The organism is Aeromonas sp. FDAARGOS 1405, from assembly GCF_019048265.1.
In the GTDB taxonomy this organism is placed as follows: Bacteria; Pseudomonadota; Gammaproteobacteria; order Enterobacterales; family Aeromonadaceae; genus Aeromonas; species Aeromonas veronii_A.
Window position 1 is genome coordinate 1,682,949 of record NZ_CP077311.1, and the last position, 15,127, is coordinate 1,698,075.

Annotated in this window: 18 protein-coding genes; 10 read left to right on the forward strand and 8 right to left on the reverse strand. The window is 58.9% G+C overall.

Going from position 1 to position 15,127, the window contains the following annotated elements:
- Window positions 1-6: 6 nt before the first annotated feature.
- Both mlaE and mlaF read right to left on the reverse strand, forming a co-directional pair.
- Window positions 7-786 (reverse strand): lipid asymmetry maintenance ABC transporter permease subunit MlaE, encoded by a 780-nt coding sequence (gene mlaE / locus I6L35_RS07960; protein WP_005341787.1) that lies wholly within the window; start codon window positions 784-786, stop codon window positions 7-9.
- The gene (gene mlaF, locus I6L35_RS07965; RefSeq protein WP_005336343.1) at window positions 786-1,586 is read right to left on the reverse strand and encodes a phospholipid ABC transporter ATP-binding protein MlaF; all 801 of its coding nucleotides are present in this window, start codon (window positions 1,584-1,586) and stop codon (window positions 786-788) included. The genes mlaE and mlaF overlap by 1 nt, the downstream gene beginning before the upstream one ends.
- 207 nt (window positions 1,587-1,793) lie before the next feature.
- Here mlaF and I6L35_RS07970 point away from each other — a divergent pair, with 207 nt between their 5' ends.
- The 10 genes from I6L35_RS07970 to npr all read left to right on the forward strand — a co-directional run bounded on the left by I6L35_RS07970 (window position 1,794) and on the right by npr (window position 8,610).
- A complete protein-coding gene (locus I6L35_RS07970) occupies window positions 1,794-2,789 on the forward strand; it encodes a KpsF/GutQ family sugar-phosphate isomerase (protein WP_216979961.1) in 996 nt (331 codons plus the stop codon).
- Window positions 2,789-3,343, forward strand: coding sequence for a 3-deoxy-manno-octulosonate-8-phosphatase KdsC (gene kdsC, locus I6L35_RS07975; protein ID WP_216979962.1), 555 nt, complete (start codon window positions 2,789-2,791; stop codon window positions 3,341-3,343). The genes I6L35_RS07970 and kdsC overlap by 1 nt, the downstream gene beginning before the upstream one ends.
- On the forward strand, window positions 3,340-3,900 hold the full coding sequence (lptC, locus tag I6L35_RS07980) for an LPS export ABC transporter periplasmic protein LptC (protein WP_005336338.1): 561 nt from the start codon (window positions 3,340-3,342) through the stop codon (window positions 3,898-3,900). The genes kdsC and lptC overlap by 4 nt, the downstream gene beginning before the upstream one ends.
- Entirely contained in the window at window positions 3,887-4,414 is a 528-nt protein-coding gene (gene lptA / locus I6L35_RS07985) for a lipopolysaccharide transport periplasmic protein LptA (protein ID WP_040068817.1), read from the forward strand. The genes lptC and lptA overlap by 14 nt, the downstream gene beginning before the upstream one ends.
- 3 nt (window positions 4,415-4,417) lie before the next feature.
- Window positions 4,418-5,143 carry an LPS export ABC transporter ATP-binding protein gene (gene lptB / locus I6L35_RS07990; protein WP_005336333.1) on the forward strand — a complete coding sequence of 242 codons (726 nt, stop codon included), beginning with the start codon at window positions 4,418-4,420 and terminating at the stop codon, window positions 5,141-5,143.
- 65 nt (window positions 5,144-5,208) lie between these two features.
- Window positions 5,209-6,648 carry an RNA polymerase factor sigma-54 gene (locus tag I6L35_RS07995; protein WP_204482290.1) on the forward strand — a complete coding sequence of 480 codons (1,440 nt, stop codon included), beginning with the start codon at window positions 5,209-5,211 and terminating at the stop codon, window positions 6,646-6,648.
- Window positions 6,649-6,668: 20 nt separating this feature from the next.
- The gene (hpf, locus tag I6L35_RS08000; RefSeq protein ID WP_005336323.1) at window positions 6,669-6,956 is read left to right on the forward strand and encodes a ribosome hibernation promoting factor; all 288 of its coding nucleotides are present in this window, start codon (window positions 6,669-6,671) and stop codon (window positions 6,954-6,956) included.
- 2 nt (window positions 6,957-6,958) lie between these two features.
- Window positions 6,959-7,405 carry a PTS IIA-like nitrogen regulatory protein PtsN gene (gene ptsN, locus I6L35_RS08005; protein WP_005336322.1) on the forward strand — a complete coding sequence of 149 codons (447 nt, stop codon included), beginning with the start codon at window positions 6,959-6,961 and terminating at the stop codon, window positions 7,403-7,405.
- Between the two features lie 45 nt (window positions 7,406-7,450).
- A complete protein-coding gene (gene rapZ, locus I6L35_RS08010; RefSeq protein WP_040068818.1) occupies window positions 7,451-8,317 on the forward strand; it encodes an RNase adapter RapZ in 867 nt (288 codons plus the stop codon).
- 20 nt (window positions 8,318-8,337) lie between these two features.
- The gene (gene npr / locus I6L35_RS08015) at window positions 8,338-8,610 is read left to right on the forward strand and encodes a PTS phosphocarrier protein NPr (RefSeq protein ID WP_042024530.1); all 273 of its coding nucleotides are present in this window, start codon (window positions 8,338-8,340) and stop codon (window positions 8,608-8,610) included.
- 17 nt (window positions 8,611-8,627) lie between these two features.
- On the opposite strand, the gene I6L35_RS08020 is transcribed toward npr, so the two are convergent.
- From I6L35_RS08020 to I6L35_RS08045, 6 genes are all read right to left on the reverse strand, one after another.
- Window positions 8,628-10,532 (reverse strand): transcription antiterminator, encoded by a 1,905-nt coding sequence (locus I6L35_RS08020; protein ID WP_216979963.1) that lies wholly within the window; start codon window positions 10,530-10,532, stop codon window positions 8,628-8,630.
- Window positions 10,533-10,637: 105 nt separating this feature from the next.
- Complete coding sequence (locus I6L35_RS08025; protein ID WP_216979964.1) at window positions 10,638-11,396, reverse strand: KDGP aldolase family protein; 759 nt, start codon at window positions 11,394-11,396, stop codon at window positions 10,638-10,640.
- Window positions 11,396-12,511, reverse strand: a complete 1,116-nt coding sequence (locus tag I6L35_RS08030; protein ID WP_216979965.1) for a DgaE family pyridoxal phosphate-dependent ammonia lyase — start codon at window positions 12,509-12,511, stop codon at window positions 11,396-11,398. Before I6L35_RS08030 ends, I6L35_RS08025 begins: the two co-directional genes overlap by 1 nt.
- On the reverse strand, window positions 12,495-13,634 hold the full coding sequence (locus I6L35_RS08035; protein WP_216979966.1) for an amidohydrolase/deacetylase family metallohydrolase: 1,140 nt from the start codon (window positions 13,632-13,634) through the stop codon (window positions 12,495-12,497). Before I6L35_RS08035 ends, I6L35_RS08030 begins: the two co-directional genes overlap by 17 nt.
- Before the next feature lie 42 nt (window positions 13,635-13,676).
- The gene (locus tag I6L35_RS08040) at window positions 13,677-14,327 is read right to left on the reverse strand and encodes a DUF4310 family protein (protein WP_011707606.1); all 651 of its coding nucleotides are present in this window, start codon (window positions 14,325-14,327) and stop codon (window positions 13,677-13,679) included.
- An 11-nt stretch (window positions 14,328-14,338) separates the two neighbouring features.
- On the reverse strand, window positions 14,339-15,115 hold the full coding sequence (locus I6L35_RS08045) for a DUF4311 domain-containing protein (RefSeq protein ID WP_216979967.1): 777 nt from the start codon (window positions 15,113-15,115) through the stop codon (window positions 14,339-14,341).
- Window positions 15,116-15,127 lie beyond the last annotated feature (12 nt).

Genomic DNA, 15,127 nt, shown 5'->3' on the forward strand with positions numbered 1-15,127 from the left:
TTTACCTTATCCAAACATGACTGCAGTGAGTATAAAATCCAGGCCGAGTACGGCGAGGGATGAGTGGACCACGGTACGGGTCGTGGCCTGACTGATCCCGGCCGAGGTCGGCTTGGCATCATAGCCGTTAAAGAGCGCAATCCAGGTAACCACCAGGGCGAAGATCAGGCTCTTGATGGCGCCCTGCATGATGTCTTCACCCCAATCGACGGAGGCCTGCATGGCAGACCAGAAGCCCCCTTCGTCCACGCCGAGCCAGTCCACGCCGACCAGTTTGCCGCCGAAGATACCGATCAGGCTGAACATAAAAGCCAGCAGTGGCATGCTGATGACGCCAGCCCAGAAGCGGGGGGCTACCACTCGGCGCAGCGGATCGACCGCCATCATCTCGAGGCTCGAAAGCTGCTCGGTGGCCTTCATCAGACCGATCTCGGCGGTCAGGGCCGAACCGGCGCGGCCGGCAAACAGCAGCGCCGTGACCACAGGCCCCAGTTCCCGCAGCAGGGAGAGGGAAACCAGCGGCCCCAGGCTCTGCTCGGCGCCGAAATCCTTCAATACGTTGTAACCCTGCAGCGAGAGCACCATGCCGATGAACAGGCCGGAGACCAGAATGATGGCCACCGACTGCACGCCCACCACATAGAGCTGCTGGACAAGCAGCGGGAAATGCTTGCGCGGTTCGGGTTTGCCCGCCAGCGCATGGAACAACATGATAGTGGCACGACCGACGGAGCTGATAAACCGCACTCCGACCCGCCCCAGCTTGCTTATTTGACTTATCAACATCAGAGATCCTGTAGCAGATCGCCTGCCGGAAAATGAAACGGAACAGGACCATCGGGCAATCCTTTGAGGAACTGCTCGACTTCGGGATTGTGTTCCTCGCGCAGCTGATCCGGCGTGCCGTGGGCCACTACTTTGCGATTGGCAATGATGTAGGCGTAATCGGCGATGCTCAGCACCTCTTTCACGTCGTGGGTGACGATGACGGAGGTGATACCAAGGGCATCGTTTAGCTCCTTGATCAGCTTGACCAGCACCGCCATGGTGATGGGGTCCTGCCCGACGAACGGCTCGTCATACATGATGAGGTCAGGATCGAGCGCAATTGCCCGTGCCAGCGCTGCCCGGCGCGCCATGCCGCCGGAGAGCTCGGAGGGCATCAGTTTCGCCGCGCCGCGCAAGCCCACCGCCTGCAGCTTCATCATGACGATGGTGTGGATCAGCTCCTCCGGCAGGCCGGAGTGTTCCCGTAGCGGGAAGGCCACATTGTCGTAGACCGTCATGCCGGTAAACAGGGCGCCGCTCTGGAACAGCATGCTCATCCGCTTGCGCACTTCATAGAGGCGCGAACGGGAGAGGGTGGGGATATCTTCCCCGTCAAACAGAATGTGACCGGACTCCGGCTTGAGCTGGCCACCGATCAGCCGCAGCAGGGTGGTTTTACCGATGCCGCTCGGGCCCATGACGGCGGTCACCTTGCCACGAGGAATGGTCAGGTTGATCCCGTCATACAACAGCCGATCTCCGTGACTGAAGGTCAGATCGGAGATGGTGATCAGGTCATTGTTCAAACAATTGTCCATCCGGTGTAAATGAGGTGCGAATTTTATGGGCTAGTCTAGGTCTAAGCAACAGCAAGGAACAACTATTGAACAGCCCCTGGACCCGTTTGCGCGACAGTTTTCTGTAACAAAGTGCGTCGCTGGGAGCAGGACTTGCCATCCGATTCGCTTATCCGGGCAGACTTTTTTATAATCCCGCAGCTAATTTCGGCCCGGAGCTGTGTCTTTATGTCTGTAAAGCCTGAGAAAGTGTCTGAACTGTTCGATTTTCGTCGCAGTGCCCGCGCGGTGCTGGACACAGAAAAGCAAGCCATTGATGGACTCTATCAGTATCTGAACGACGCCTTCGACAAGGCGTGCGAGATGATGCTGTGCTGTGGTGGCAAGATAGTGGTCACCGGCATGGGCAAGTCGGGTCATATCGGCAGCAAGATTGCCGCCACCTTGGCCAGCACCGGTACCCCGGCCTTCTTCCTCCATCCGGGGGAAGCGAGTCACGGCGATCTGGGGATGATCTCCAGCGGCGACCTTATCATCGCCATCTCCAACTCCGGCGAGAGCGACGAAATCCTGGCTCTGCTGCCGGTACTCAAGCGCCGCGGCATTCCGCTCATCTGTATGACCGGCAATCCCGCCTCCACCATGGCCAAAGAGGCCAACGTGCATCTGTGCATCAAGGTGGAGAAAGAGGCCTGCCCGCTGGGTCTGGCACCCACTTCCAGCACCACGGCAACCTTAGTCATGGGCGATGCCCTGGCGGTGGCTCTGCTGGAAGCGCGCGGTTTTACCGCCGATGACTTCGCCCTCTCTCACCCGGGCGGTTCCCTTGGCAAGCGTCTGTTGCTGCGGGTCGGCGACCTGATGCACAGCGGTGAGCTGTTGCCCCGGGTGGGGATAGATGCCACCATCAGCCAGGCGCTGCTGGAAGTGAGCCGCAAGGGGCTCGGTATGACGGCGGTGGTCGATGGCAATGGCCTGCTGGCCGGGCTCTTTACCGATGGCGACCTGCGCCGCATTCTTGACCAGCAGATCGATATCCATCACACCCCCATCAGCCGTGTGATGACGGCCAACTGTGTTACCGTAGGTCCAGAGATGATGGCTGCAGAAGCCGTCAAGCTGATGGAAACGAGAAAAATCAACGGATTACTGGTCGTGGATGAAGAGAAACGCCCGCTCGGCGCCTTCAACATGCACGACCTGCTGAAAGCCGGAGTAATTTGATGCAAAACGTACCGACCCTCTATGGTCCGGTGACGCGCAGCCAGTTCGACAAGGCGGCGCAAATCCGCCTGCTGGTGTGCGATGTGGACGGGGTGCTCTCCAACGGCCTCATCTACATGGGAAACAACGGCGAAGAGCTGAAAACCTTCTGCACCCGCGATGGTGCGGGCATGCGAGCATTGCTCAATGCCGGGATCGAGATCGCCATTATCACCGGGCGCAACTCCCGTATCGTCAGCGATCGGATGAAAAGCCTGGGGGTGGCTCATGTGGTGCAGGGGGCTGATAAAAAGCTGCCTCACTTCGAAGCGCTGCTGGCCAAGCTGGGGCTGACCCCGGAACAGGCTGCCTATATGGGCGATGACACCATCGATCTGCCGGTGATGCAGGTCTGTGGGCTCGGCATTGCCGTGGCCGATGCCCATCCGCTGGTGCTGAGTCGTGCCGATATGGTGACCCGGCTTGGCGGTGGCATGGGCGCGGTGCGCGAGGTGTGTGACCTCATTTTGCAGGCGCAGGGCCACGAGGATTATCAGCCCGAGGCCTCGGTATGAGCAGACAGACCCTGTTGTTTGCCCTACTGTTTCTGGTTGCGCTGGTTGCCTGGCAGTTGGGCAAGGTTGAGCTGGTGCCGGAGAGCGCCGTCAAAATCGAAAACTATCAGCCGGATTTTGTCGCCAAAGATCTGGTGACCACCCGTTTTGATATCAACGGCAAGCGCACCGAGCGGCTGGAGTCGACCTACGCCGAGTATTATCAAATCCTCGAGCAGGCCACCTTCGACAAGCCGGTGGTCTACATGTATGACGATCAGGGTGCCGCCGAGTGGAAGGTGACAGCCGAAACCGGCGTGCTCAACACCGGCGACAACGTCATCCTGCGGGACAAGGTGCATCTGGATGGTCTGCTACCTACCTCTTTCATCTCCACACTGGATACCCCCTATCTGGAGCTGGATCTGGTGACACAGGATGTGCGCAGCAACCGGGAAGTGAACATTCTGGGTCGGGATTTCCAGACCCAAGGGGTTGGCCTCAAGGGCCATCTGGACCGCAAATATTTTGAGTTACTGGATCAAGGCCATGCCATCTATTTCAATGAAAAACGCTAATCTGGCCCTCGCAGCCCTGTTGTTGTGTGGTGCGGTGACCGCCAAAGAGTCCGACTTTGCCGAGAAGGTCTATGTCGATGCCGTCAAACAGGTGGCCGAGATGCAGGACAACCGCATCACCTTCGAAGAGGATGTGACCATCAATCAGGGCACCATCCGGATCAAAGCTGACAAGGTAGTAGTGACCCGTTCCGGTGAGAAAGGGGCCGAGGTGATGACTGCCTACGGCAAACCCGCCACCTTCTTCCAGATCCTGGATAACGGCAAGCCGGTCAATGCCCACGGCAACACTATCCGCTACGAGCTGAAGAACCGTCTGGTGACCATCACCGGCAACGGTCAGCTCAAGCAGGAAGATAGCCAGGTCAATGGCGATCTGATCCGCTACGACATCGTCAAACAGAAGATGATCGCCGAGAGCAAGAGCCCGAGCCAGCGGGTCAAAACCGTGTTCCTGCCGGATCAGGTAGAGAATTTCGACAAGCCCGCCGACCAGAAGAAGCAGGGAAAATAAGCCATGGCAGTGTTGAAAGCAGTGGGTCTGCAGAAGAGCTACAAGCGCCGCATGGTGGTGAGTGACGTCAGCCTTGAAGTGGGCACTGGCCAGATTGTCGGCCTGCTCGGCCCCAACGGGGCGGGCAAGACCACCTCCTTCTACATGATCGTGGGGCTGGTGCAGCGCGATGCAGGTCTCATCACCATCGACGATCAGGACATCAGCCTGCAGCCCATGCATGTGCGGGCGCGTAACGGCATCGGTTACCTGCCACAGGAGGCCTCCATCTTCCGTCGCCTGTCGGTGTTCGACAACCTGATGGGCGTGATGCAGACCCGCAAGGGGTTGAGCCGTGAGGAGCGTGAAGACAAGGTTCAGCAACTGCTGGAAGAGTTCAATATCACCCACATTCGCGACAACCTGGGGCAGAGCCTCTCCGGCGGTGAGCGCCGTCGGGTCGAGATCGCCCGTGCGCTGGCGGCCGAGCCGCGTTTTATTCTGCTGGATGAACCCTTTGCAGGGGTTGACCCGATTTCTGTGATAGACATCAAGAAGATCATTCAGCATCTGAAAGATAGAGGCCTTGGCGTCTTGATTACCGACCACAACGTCAGAGAGACTCTGGACGTATGTGAGAAGGCCTATATCGTCAGCCACGGCAAGATGATTGCCGAAGGTGCACCGGCTGACATCCTTGCCGATGAGCAGGTCAAGCGCGTCTATTTGGGCGATCAATTCAGTCTATAGTAAGGGGGCATGCCTTCATTTCCTTTGACGAGTGCCTCGCTGAACATAAGGATATCCCGACGTAGATGAAGCCGACATTACAGTTGCGTCTCGGTCAGTCCCTGACCATGACGCCGCAATTACAACAAGCGATTCGTCTGCTCCAGCTCTCCACTCTGGAACTTCAGCAGGAAATTCAGCAAGCGCTCGAAAACAACCCTCTGCTGGAGCAGGAAGAGAGCGAGGCGCAAGAGACCAGTCCGGAAGCGCCGGTCGATGCCAGCCAGCTGGATTCCAGCGATGCCATGGCCCAAGAGCAGATGCCGGACGAGTTGCCGGTGGATACCACCTGGGACGAGGTTTACTCTGCCGGCACCGCCCAGAGCGCGGGCCCCATCCATGATGGGGAAGATAGCGTCTATCAGGGTGAAACCACCGAAAACCTGCAGGATTATCTGCTGTGGCAGATGCGGCTCACACCGTTCAGCGATGTGGATGCCGCCATCGCGCTCGCCATCATCGATGCCATCGACGAATCCGGTTATCTGACCGTTGCGCTGGAGGATATCCAGGCTGCAGTCACCAGCGATGACGTAGAGGTGGAACTCGATGAGGTCGAGGCGGTACTCAAGCGGGTGCAGCACTTCGATCCGGTCGGCATTGCTGCCCGTTCTGTGCAGGAGTGTTTGCTGATCCAGCTGGACCAGTATGACCCGCAGACCCCCTGGCTCAACGAGGCCAAAGAGGTGATCCTCGAGCACATGGAGCTGCTCGGCAACCGGGATTACCGCACCCTCGCCCGCAAGACAAAACTCAAAGAGAGCGACCTCAAGGAGGTGCTGGATCTGATCCAGCTGCTGGAGCCGCGTCCCGGCAACGGCATCATCCAGAGCGACTCCCAGTACGTGATCCCCGACGTCACCGTGGTCAAGAAGGGCAGCAAGTGGGTGGTCGAGCTCAATCCAGACTCCGCCCCCCGCATCCGGGTCAACGAGACCTATGCCGCCATGGCTCGCAACGCTCGCAGCAGCACCGACACCCAGTTTATTCGCTCCCATTTGCAGGAAGCCAAGTGGTTCATCAAGAGTCTGGAAAGTCGCAATGACACCCTGCTGAAAGTGGCCAGTTGCATTGTCGAGCAGCAACAGGGCTTTTTCGAGTATGGTGAAGAGGCGATGAAGCCGATGGTGCTCAATGACATCGCCGAAGCGGTGGAGATGCATGAGTCGACCATCTCCCGGGTGACGACCCAGAAGTACATGCATACCCCCCGTGGTATCTTCGAATTGAAGTTTTTTTTCTCCAGCCATGTGAACACCGAAGGAGGAGGAGAGTGCTCATCGACCGCAATTCGCGCGCTCATCAAGAAGCTGGTCACGGCAGAGAATCCTGCCAAGCCGTTAAGTGATAGCAAGATCGCGGATTTGCTGGCCGAACAGGGTATTATGGTGGCGAGACGCACGATCGCTAAGTATCGCGAATCCTTGTTTATCCCACCTTCCAATCAGCGCAAACGCCTGGTTTAGGCAAACAAAAGGATGATGTTATGCAAATTAACCTGACCGGACACCATGTCGAGATCACCGAAGCTCTGCGTGATTATGTGAATAACAAATTTGCCAAACTCGAGCGTCACTTCGACCACATCAACAATGTTCATGTGGTGCTTAGCGTGGAAAAACTGAACCAGATAGCGGAAGCCAAATTGCACGTCAGCGGTGGCGAAGTGTTTGCCAACTCTGAACATGCCGATATGTATGCTGCGATAGACACCTTGCTCGACAAGCTGGACAGGCAGATCATCAAGCACAAAGATAAGTTAAATAAAAAATAACCATGCAACTTGAACACATACTGAGTCGGGACTGCACCAAGAGTGCAGTCCCTTGTACCAGCAAGAAACGCGCCCTCGAAATCATCAGCGAGCTGGCCGCCGAACGCCTTGGCACCTCCCGTCAGGCGCTGTTTGAATGCTTGCTGGCCCGCGAAAAAATGGGTAGTACTGGGATCGGTGCCGGTATTGCGATCCCCCACGGTCGCATTGACGATGAGTTCCCGCCAACCGCGATCCTGATGACCTTTGCCGACCCTATTCCTTTCGACTCCATCGACAATCAACCGGTTGACCTGCTGTTTGCCTTGCTGGTGCCGGAAAGCGAGTGCAAGCAGCATCTCAAGACCCTTTCTCTGATGGCTTCCAAGCTGGGTGACAAGGCGGTTTGCCGCCAGTTGCGTCAGGCAACCAGCGACGAAGAGCTCTATCAGATCATGACCTCGGCCTGACAGCAGGCCAAGGATGAGACACCCGTTTTGGCGTGAGGGAACAAGATGCAGTTAATCGTGGTAAGTGGACGTTCGGGCTCCGGTAAAACGGTAGCCCTGCGAGTACTGGAAGATCTGGGTTACTACTGTGTGGACAACCTGCCGGTCAATCTGCTGCCCCAGCTGATTGTTTCGGTCGAGAGCCAGTACGACAAGCTGGCGGTCAGTATCGATGTGCGCAACCTGCCGAGCGATCCGGAGAAACTGGAAAATCTGCTGGCTCAGGTGCGCAATGAGGGGCGGGTAGAGTTCTCCAGCTTTTTCTTCGACGCCGACAACGGCACTCTGCTCAAGCGTTATGGCGAGAGCCGCCGTTTGCACCCCCTCTCGCGCAACAAGCTGTCGCTGGATGAGGCGATTCGGGAGGAGACCCACCTGCTGGCGCCACTCTCCTCGACTGCTGACCTGCGTATCGACACCACCACCCTCAGCATTCACGACCTGAGCGAGCTCATCAAGACCCGGGTTCTCGGCAAGAAAGAGAACGAGCTGGTGCTGGTCTTCGAGTCATTCGGGTTCAAGTACGGCATTCCCAAGGATGCCGACTTCGTGTTCGATGCCCGTTTCCTGCCCAATCCACACTGGATTCCCGAACTCAAGCCGTTTACCGGCAAGGATGAGCCGGTTGCCAACTACCTCTCGGCGCAGGCTGACGTGATGCTGTTTACCCAGCAGATCGAAAACATGCTGGTGACCTGGTTGCCCCATCTGGAGCGCAATAATCGCAGCTACCTGACGGTCGGTATCGGTTGTACCGGTGGGCAGCACCGCTCGGTCTTTATCGCCGAGCGGTTGGCGAGTGCTTTCCGCTTGCTTGGCAAGAACGTGCAGATCCGCCACCGCACTCTCGACAAGAGTGCCCCCCAATCCTGACGGACCAATAGGACGATCCGATGACTGTTTCCGCCTCGGTTGAAGTGAAAAACAAGCTGGGTATTCATGCCAGACCGGCCATGATGCTGTTCGAACTGGTGCAGGGTTTCGATGCCCATGTGTTGCTGCGCAATGAAGATGGTGTGGAGGCTGATGCCGACAGCATTATTGGCTTGTTGATGCTCGATTCGGCTCAAGGCAGGCAGGTAGAGGTTCAGGTAGAGGGCCCCGAAGAGGAGGAGGCCCTTGCTGCCGTGGTGGAGCTGTTCACCTCCGGCTTCAACGAGGAGTAGTCACTCCTCGCTCGATATTATGAACCGGTACGCGCCAGCGCTTTGAAGCTGGCAAAATCCCTGCAAGCCAGCAGATTCCTGTTGGCTTTTTCGTTCATCAGTGCCAGAAACAGGTCGTAGAGACCCATAGCCTCTTCGTAGTCGGCCTTGCTGATGGCCAGTACGAAGATGAGCGTCGCGACTTCGCCATTGCCCCATTCGATCCCCTGCGGTGCCAGCACGGTGTAAACCAGAGTGCGGCGTGCCAGCAGGCCGAGGGAGTGGGGCAGGGCGATCCCTTCTCCCAACATGGTGGAGACGATGCTTTCCCGTTCCTGCAGCGACGTGCGGAAATCTTGCTCGACTAGTCCCTCGTCTTCCAGCTGATCGCAAACCTGTGTAAAAAGCTGATATTGGCTGAGAGGTTCAGTCACCACCATGAAGTGGTTCGTATCGAAATATTTGTCGAGCATGTAGGGGCGGGTGCGATCGATCAGCACCAGCTTGCCGAGTTGCTCCAGCTGGTACTGGGTCGGGAAGGGGTCGACTTGTACGACAGGTCCCCCCTTCTCGCTCACCTTGACGGTACTAATGACAAAGTCCTGCTCGATGTGTGCCAACCCTTCATAATCACGCACCGATTCCAGCGTGGTCAGCTGTAGCTGGGGATATTCTCGTCTGATGCGCGCCTCCAGCACCCTGAAGGTGGCATTTCCCGCGTCGCATAACAGCAGTGCCAGCGGGCGTCTGGTGTAGCCGATATCATAGTTACGTTCCAGACCTACCCCGATATGGATCACCAGATAGCCGATCTCGTGGTGGGTCAGTCGGTAGGGGGTCTGCTTGATCCACTCCGAAATGGCCGCCAGGGTGATGTCATAGGCAAGGGGATAGTACTGCTTGATGTGATCTGCCAGTGGATTGTGGCTGCCAATCTGGTATTTGACCCGCAGCAACATGGCGCTAATGTGGCTCTGCAGATCGGCTCGCAGTTGCTGGTCACCACGCAAGTCATAGGGGTAGTGCTGATGGATGTAGGTCAGCAAATGTGTCACAAGCTGTTCGCTTTCCACTGCCATGACCGGGCTCAGGCTCGGACTGTCTGCCATCAGACGAGCCTGGATCTGGATAGCGAGACTAGCTATTTCGCCATCTGTGGGTGACGTCAGGGTTGGTAGCTCAGTATAAATATCGCGGGCAGCTTCCAGCAGTGGAGTGGTAAGGTCTTCACTGGTGAACTGGTGCAGTTCGTGACCGGACGCTTGCCTCAGCAGAGCTACGGCACAGTAGATCGTGAGCTGCTGCAGGCTCTCGTCAGCGAGACGCAACTGATGGCGAGCGAGTTGGGCATGAATGTGGTTGCCTACCACCTCCATCGTCTTGCTGGGACAGATATTTGGCAGCAGGCTCTGTAACTGGGTGCTGTGCAATAGCTCCTGATAGAGCAATTGGGTGAGGCAGGCGCGAATAGCAGTTTCGCAGCCTTGGATGCGCATACCCTGTCGGGGTTTGCTCTCGACACTGAGTCTAAAGTGGCCGAGTTGTTCACGTACCTCCGCCATATCCCCCTGTAGTGCCGTCCGGCTCAGGTACCAGGTATCCGCCAAGTCATCGAGCTTGATTCCCTGCTCTGCCGTTAGCAACAAGATCTGCAGATGCAGCACCCGCTCACGGCTAGTGCGTGGCAGCGTACACTCCTGCTCCTGTGCGGCCAATAATCCATCAAACAATCCCTGGTTGTAGATCTTCAGTTGGTAGCCGCTGCCACGCTGATGGATAAGGTGAGCTCCGTGGTTAGCAATCAGCTCGTTGAGAGTTGCCACATCGGTGCGTACCGTACGGGTGGAGACGTTAAGGCGACGAGCAAGCTCCTCCTGAGGTAGCGGCGCCGCATGGAGTTGCGTGAGCAGCTGATGGAGTCTGGGGTGGGGAAGCTTGATCATGAGGGGGGGCGAGACTCCTGTCGAGAGATAAAGGATCAATGTTAACTACGGGGCAACCAACAAACCAGCCACTGCCAACTCTATCAGCCAGTGGCTGGCGGCATATCAGCCTTTACCTACATGTTCAGGTAATAACTGTTTCACCATTTCAAGCAAGGCGCGCACATCCTCGGGGCGAGTGTGACCGCTCGCGCTGTCAATGATGGAACTGTAGACGTGGGGGAGCACCTTCTCGACCCCGGCATCCAGCGCAATCCGCACAATCTCCTCGAAGTTGTCCAGATCGATGCCGCCGGTGGGCTCCAGCCAGAAGCCGTGGCGAGCACAAGCCTCGGCCACCGCCTGATACTCGTCGCGGCAGGCCAGCCCGCCCATGGGGAAGAATTTGACCGAGCTGCCACCCATGTCCTTGAGCAGGGCGATGGCGGTATCGATGGGGACAATCCCGTCCGGCTGCCCAGCGCTGAGCGGGCCGGTGGAGATCTTCACCATACCCGGCGTACCGGTGGGGGAGATCAGGCCGTTAACCAGCGTTTCTGACTGGCCGAGCAGCGCTCGGCTGGCGCCAACGCCAGTGAACACCTGGTTGACGTGCTGGGGCTGCAGCTGGCAGGCCAGCTCGGCCACCATGGCGGACTGGCGCGGATCACCGGCCCCCAGACCGATGGAGAGAGCGTTATCGATAAGCTTGGCGTACTCCTTCATATCAGCAACTGCAGAGGGGATATCCGGGTAGTTTTTGGAGAGCACACCGACCAGCACGTGGCCTTCGGCGGCGTCGTATACCTCGACGGCATTCTCTTTGGAACCTGCCAGCACGTTGAGACAGACCCGATCACGGTAGTAGTTGGGGGTAAGGGACATCAGCGATTCTCCTGAACGAGGTTGGCAATGGCGGAGTGGATTTGGTCTAGCTGGGGCAGGGTGACGCTGCGTACATCGATCTCGATATGCCCCTCGTTGGCCTTGTAGCCACGGCAGTAGATGGCAGGCGTGCCCTGTTGCAAACGGCTGACGACCTGCACTGTGGTCATGCCGATCTGCTGGTGGTCGAAGGCGATATCGGTGCGGGCGATGTCGCGCCCGGCGCTGTCCCACACCACTTTGGCGGTGACGCCGGACAGCTGGTTCAGACGCTCGATAAATGGGGTCATCTTGACGACCATGGCGGCGCCGCTCTCTTTCTCTTTGGCCAGGTAGCGCTCGATGGCATGGGTGAGGCCGAGGATCCCCTCCTTGCCCACCTTCATGGCTCGGCCGATGCCGTTGGCCTGCTGCTTGACCCACTCCACGTACTGGCGCTTGCCAACTACCAGCCCGCTGGTGGGCCCTTCAATGGCCTTGGCACCGCTGTAGATGACCAGATCCGCTCCCTGGTTGTAGTAGAGGTGCAGATCCTCCTCGGCAGCCGCATCAACGATGAGCGGGAGCCCGTGGGCCCTGGCGACCTCGGCTGCCTCGGCCACCGACAGAATGCTCTTCTGCACGCAGTGGTGGGACTTGATGTAGAGGATGGCTGCAGTGTTGGCATTGATGGCGGCGGCCAGTTGGGCAGCAGAGCACTCATTGGCGTAGCCGGCCTCCACCACCTTGCCGCCCCCCAGGTTGACCATGGTACCGACCGGGGCGCCGAAGTTGACGTTGTGCCCCTTGGGCAGCACGATTTCGCTCGGCACATTGTGGGCATGGGCGTGCAACTGCTCGAGGCGGTAGGGGTCGCCGCGCACTATCACGGCGGCCACCGACTGGGCGATGCCGGCGCTGGCGCAGGAGACTACCACCGCATCTTCCACGTCCAGCAAGCCCGCCAGATAGGCGCCGGTCTTGTTGACCAGATCCTTCACCTCGAAGTAGTGGCCGAGGCCGAAGTTGACCGCGTCGACCACCTCCTGTTCGGGGGTGGAGACGCCGAGAATGGTCATGCGCCCGGAGGCGTTGATCACCGGTTTGAGCTGATATTTCTCATACACAGAAGGCATGGTGTGATTTCCCATAGTGAGTCAGAACCAGTTCGCCACCGACCAGGGCGGCGAGGGGCAGCAACTGCCGATCGCCATTGCGGGCGCCGGCTTCGGTATCGGTAAAGAGGGTGGGGCCGCTGCTCACCTCGAACAGGGTCAGATCGGCATCGGCGCCCACCTCGAGTCGCCCTTTGCCGGAAAGGCGCAGGGCATCGGCGGCCTGATGGGTGACGCAGGCGAGCACCTGCTCCAGCGTCATGCCGATGGCGAGAAACTTCGACATCACGTGGGCCAGACTGTAGACCGGCCCTTTGATGCGGTTTTTGCAGTAGATGTCGGAGCTGATGGTGCGGGGCAGGATCCCCTGACGGATCGCCAGCTCCGCCACCTCGAAGCTGAAGCTGGCACCGCCGTGGCCGATGTCGAGCAAGAGGCCCCGCTGCATCGCCTCGCGCACCGCCTGACGCAGCTCGCCAGCCGGGGTCAGGATGCGGTTGGGCTTGCCGTTGAAGCAGTGGGTCAGCAGATCGCCATCCCCCAGCAAGGCAACTATCTCGTCCAGATCAGGCGGTGTGTTACCCACGTGCACCATCAGCGGCAGCTGGCCGTGAGCCTGTTGCAGGGCCTTGGCCATGCGCAGCGGTTGCAGACCGTTTTCTCCGATCACGCTGCCGCTCATCCGCGCCTTGATGCCGACAATAAAGTCGGGGTGGCGGCGAATGGCCGCCGAGGCGAGATCCATATCGAGGTCTCTGCTATCCGCCAGCTCGTTCTGGCGTAGCAGGCCGATGCGGGAGATGTTGAGCAGGGCATGCACCCGGGTCTTGCAACCTGCAGCGATCTGCTGGAAATCATCCACATCGTCGGCCCCGGTGCTGCCGGCATCGAGCACGGTGGTGACCCCGGACTCTATGCCCACCTTGTCCGGCTCATCGTGATAGATGGGGGAGGCGGGGTAGCAGTGGGTGTGGCCATCGATCCAGCCGGCGCTGACGTGGATCCTGCCGGCGAGATCCAGGAACTGTTGCGCCGTTGCCGTCTCCGGCAGGGAGCCGATGGCGGCGATTTTGCCCTCTCTGATGGCAATATCGACGAGCTGGCCATCTCCCTGGCGCCCGGCTTTGATGATGATGTCGTACATGCTGATGACCTCTGGCGAGCCGCCCCACAGGGCGGCGGATGGTTATGCAAGTGCAACCGGGAAGAAGGTACCCAGCAGCATGGCTCCCAGGATGGCACCGCCGGTGATGGGCTTGCCCCACACGTAGAACAGCAGGGCACCCAGCAGGGAACCGATACCGATGGGGATGGAAGCGCCCATGGCGGAGAGGATGATGAGGGGGCCGAGGAAGCGGCCAGAGCTGTTGCCAGCCCCCATCATGACGTCAGCACCGTAAGTGGAGTTGCTCTGGTTGATGGTGAACTTGCGCGCCAGAATGATGACGTAGCCGATGGCCAGACCAATCCCCATGCCGGTTGCCAGCGAGGCACCGAAGTTTTCCACCGGATAGACGATGCCTGCACCCAGCAGCAGGGCTGGCACACCGAGGCCGACCCCGGTCTGGATGGCACCACCGATATCCAGGATCCCCACCAGGGACCCCTCGATGATGCGGGCGAACAGGAAGCTGGCACCGAACGCGGCTACTGCGCCGTAGGCACCCGTGTCCATTCCGGCTTTCAGCATGGCAACGAAGGCTACCTCGTTGAAGGCACCGACCCCGTACAGATAGAACATGTGGGTACCGGCAAAGACCCCGGCCGAGAGCAGGCCGACGAAGATGGGGAATGACCAGTCTGCATACCAGAAGTTGTTTTTCAGTTTCTCATCCATGGTGTGGCCCCTTATTTGCCGCTCAGCAGGTTATGGACGTTCTCCAGCCACAGGGGGACACCCATATGGAAGGATTCAATCAGTTTCATGTCGAAGCCGCGGAAGAAGCCGCTCAGCACGAACAGCAGGACGATGGCCGCCATCATCACCTTGGTGACGTGGTTCCAGCCGCTCTCTTCCACGCCCTTGCCGATCAGGATGCCGAGCACCAGGCCCGGTACCGCGTTGCCCATGATGAGCTGGGCCAGACCGCCGAAGATGGTGGCCCAGAAACCGGATTTCTTGCCCGCCTCGATGGCTGCGAGCCAGAAGATCACCGGCATGACGGTATTGACCAGCAGGTTGGCGGCTGGCACCAGCACCTTGACTGCTGTGACCTGCAATGCAGCCGGAACGGCGGCGGCCGTGCTGTTGAGGAAGGCGACCATGATGGCACCTATGATGCCGCCAGCGATGGCCATCTTTTTCGGGTCGTGCAGGGTGGTGGCGAGATCCCGGTTCTTGAACAGCAGTGCCGCCGTGGCCCAGTGCGGAATGATGCGGTGATCCACATCCTGGGTGAAGGCGCCCGCCGCCACGGTGGAGGCCCAGGCGTTGAAGAAAAAGCCGAGACCAAACGAGAAGTGGGAAGCGGGATCCCCTTCGCAGGAGTTGAGTTCGCCCAGGGTGCGGAAGGCGCCCATGCCCTGTACGGTCGGGGCGTGGAACATCCGCGCCGCGCCGGCCCCCACCCCGACGCCAACCAGGCCGCCAATGATGAGAGACTTGATAAATATGATTAGAAACATCCAACGTATCCT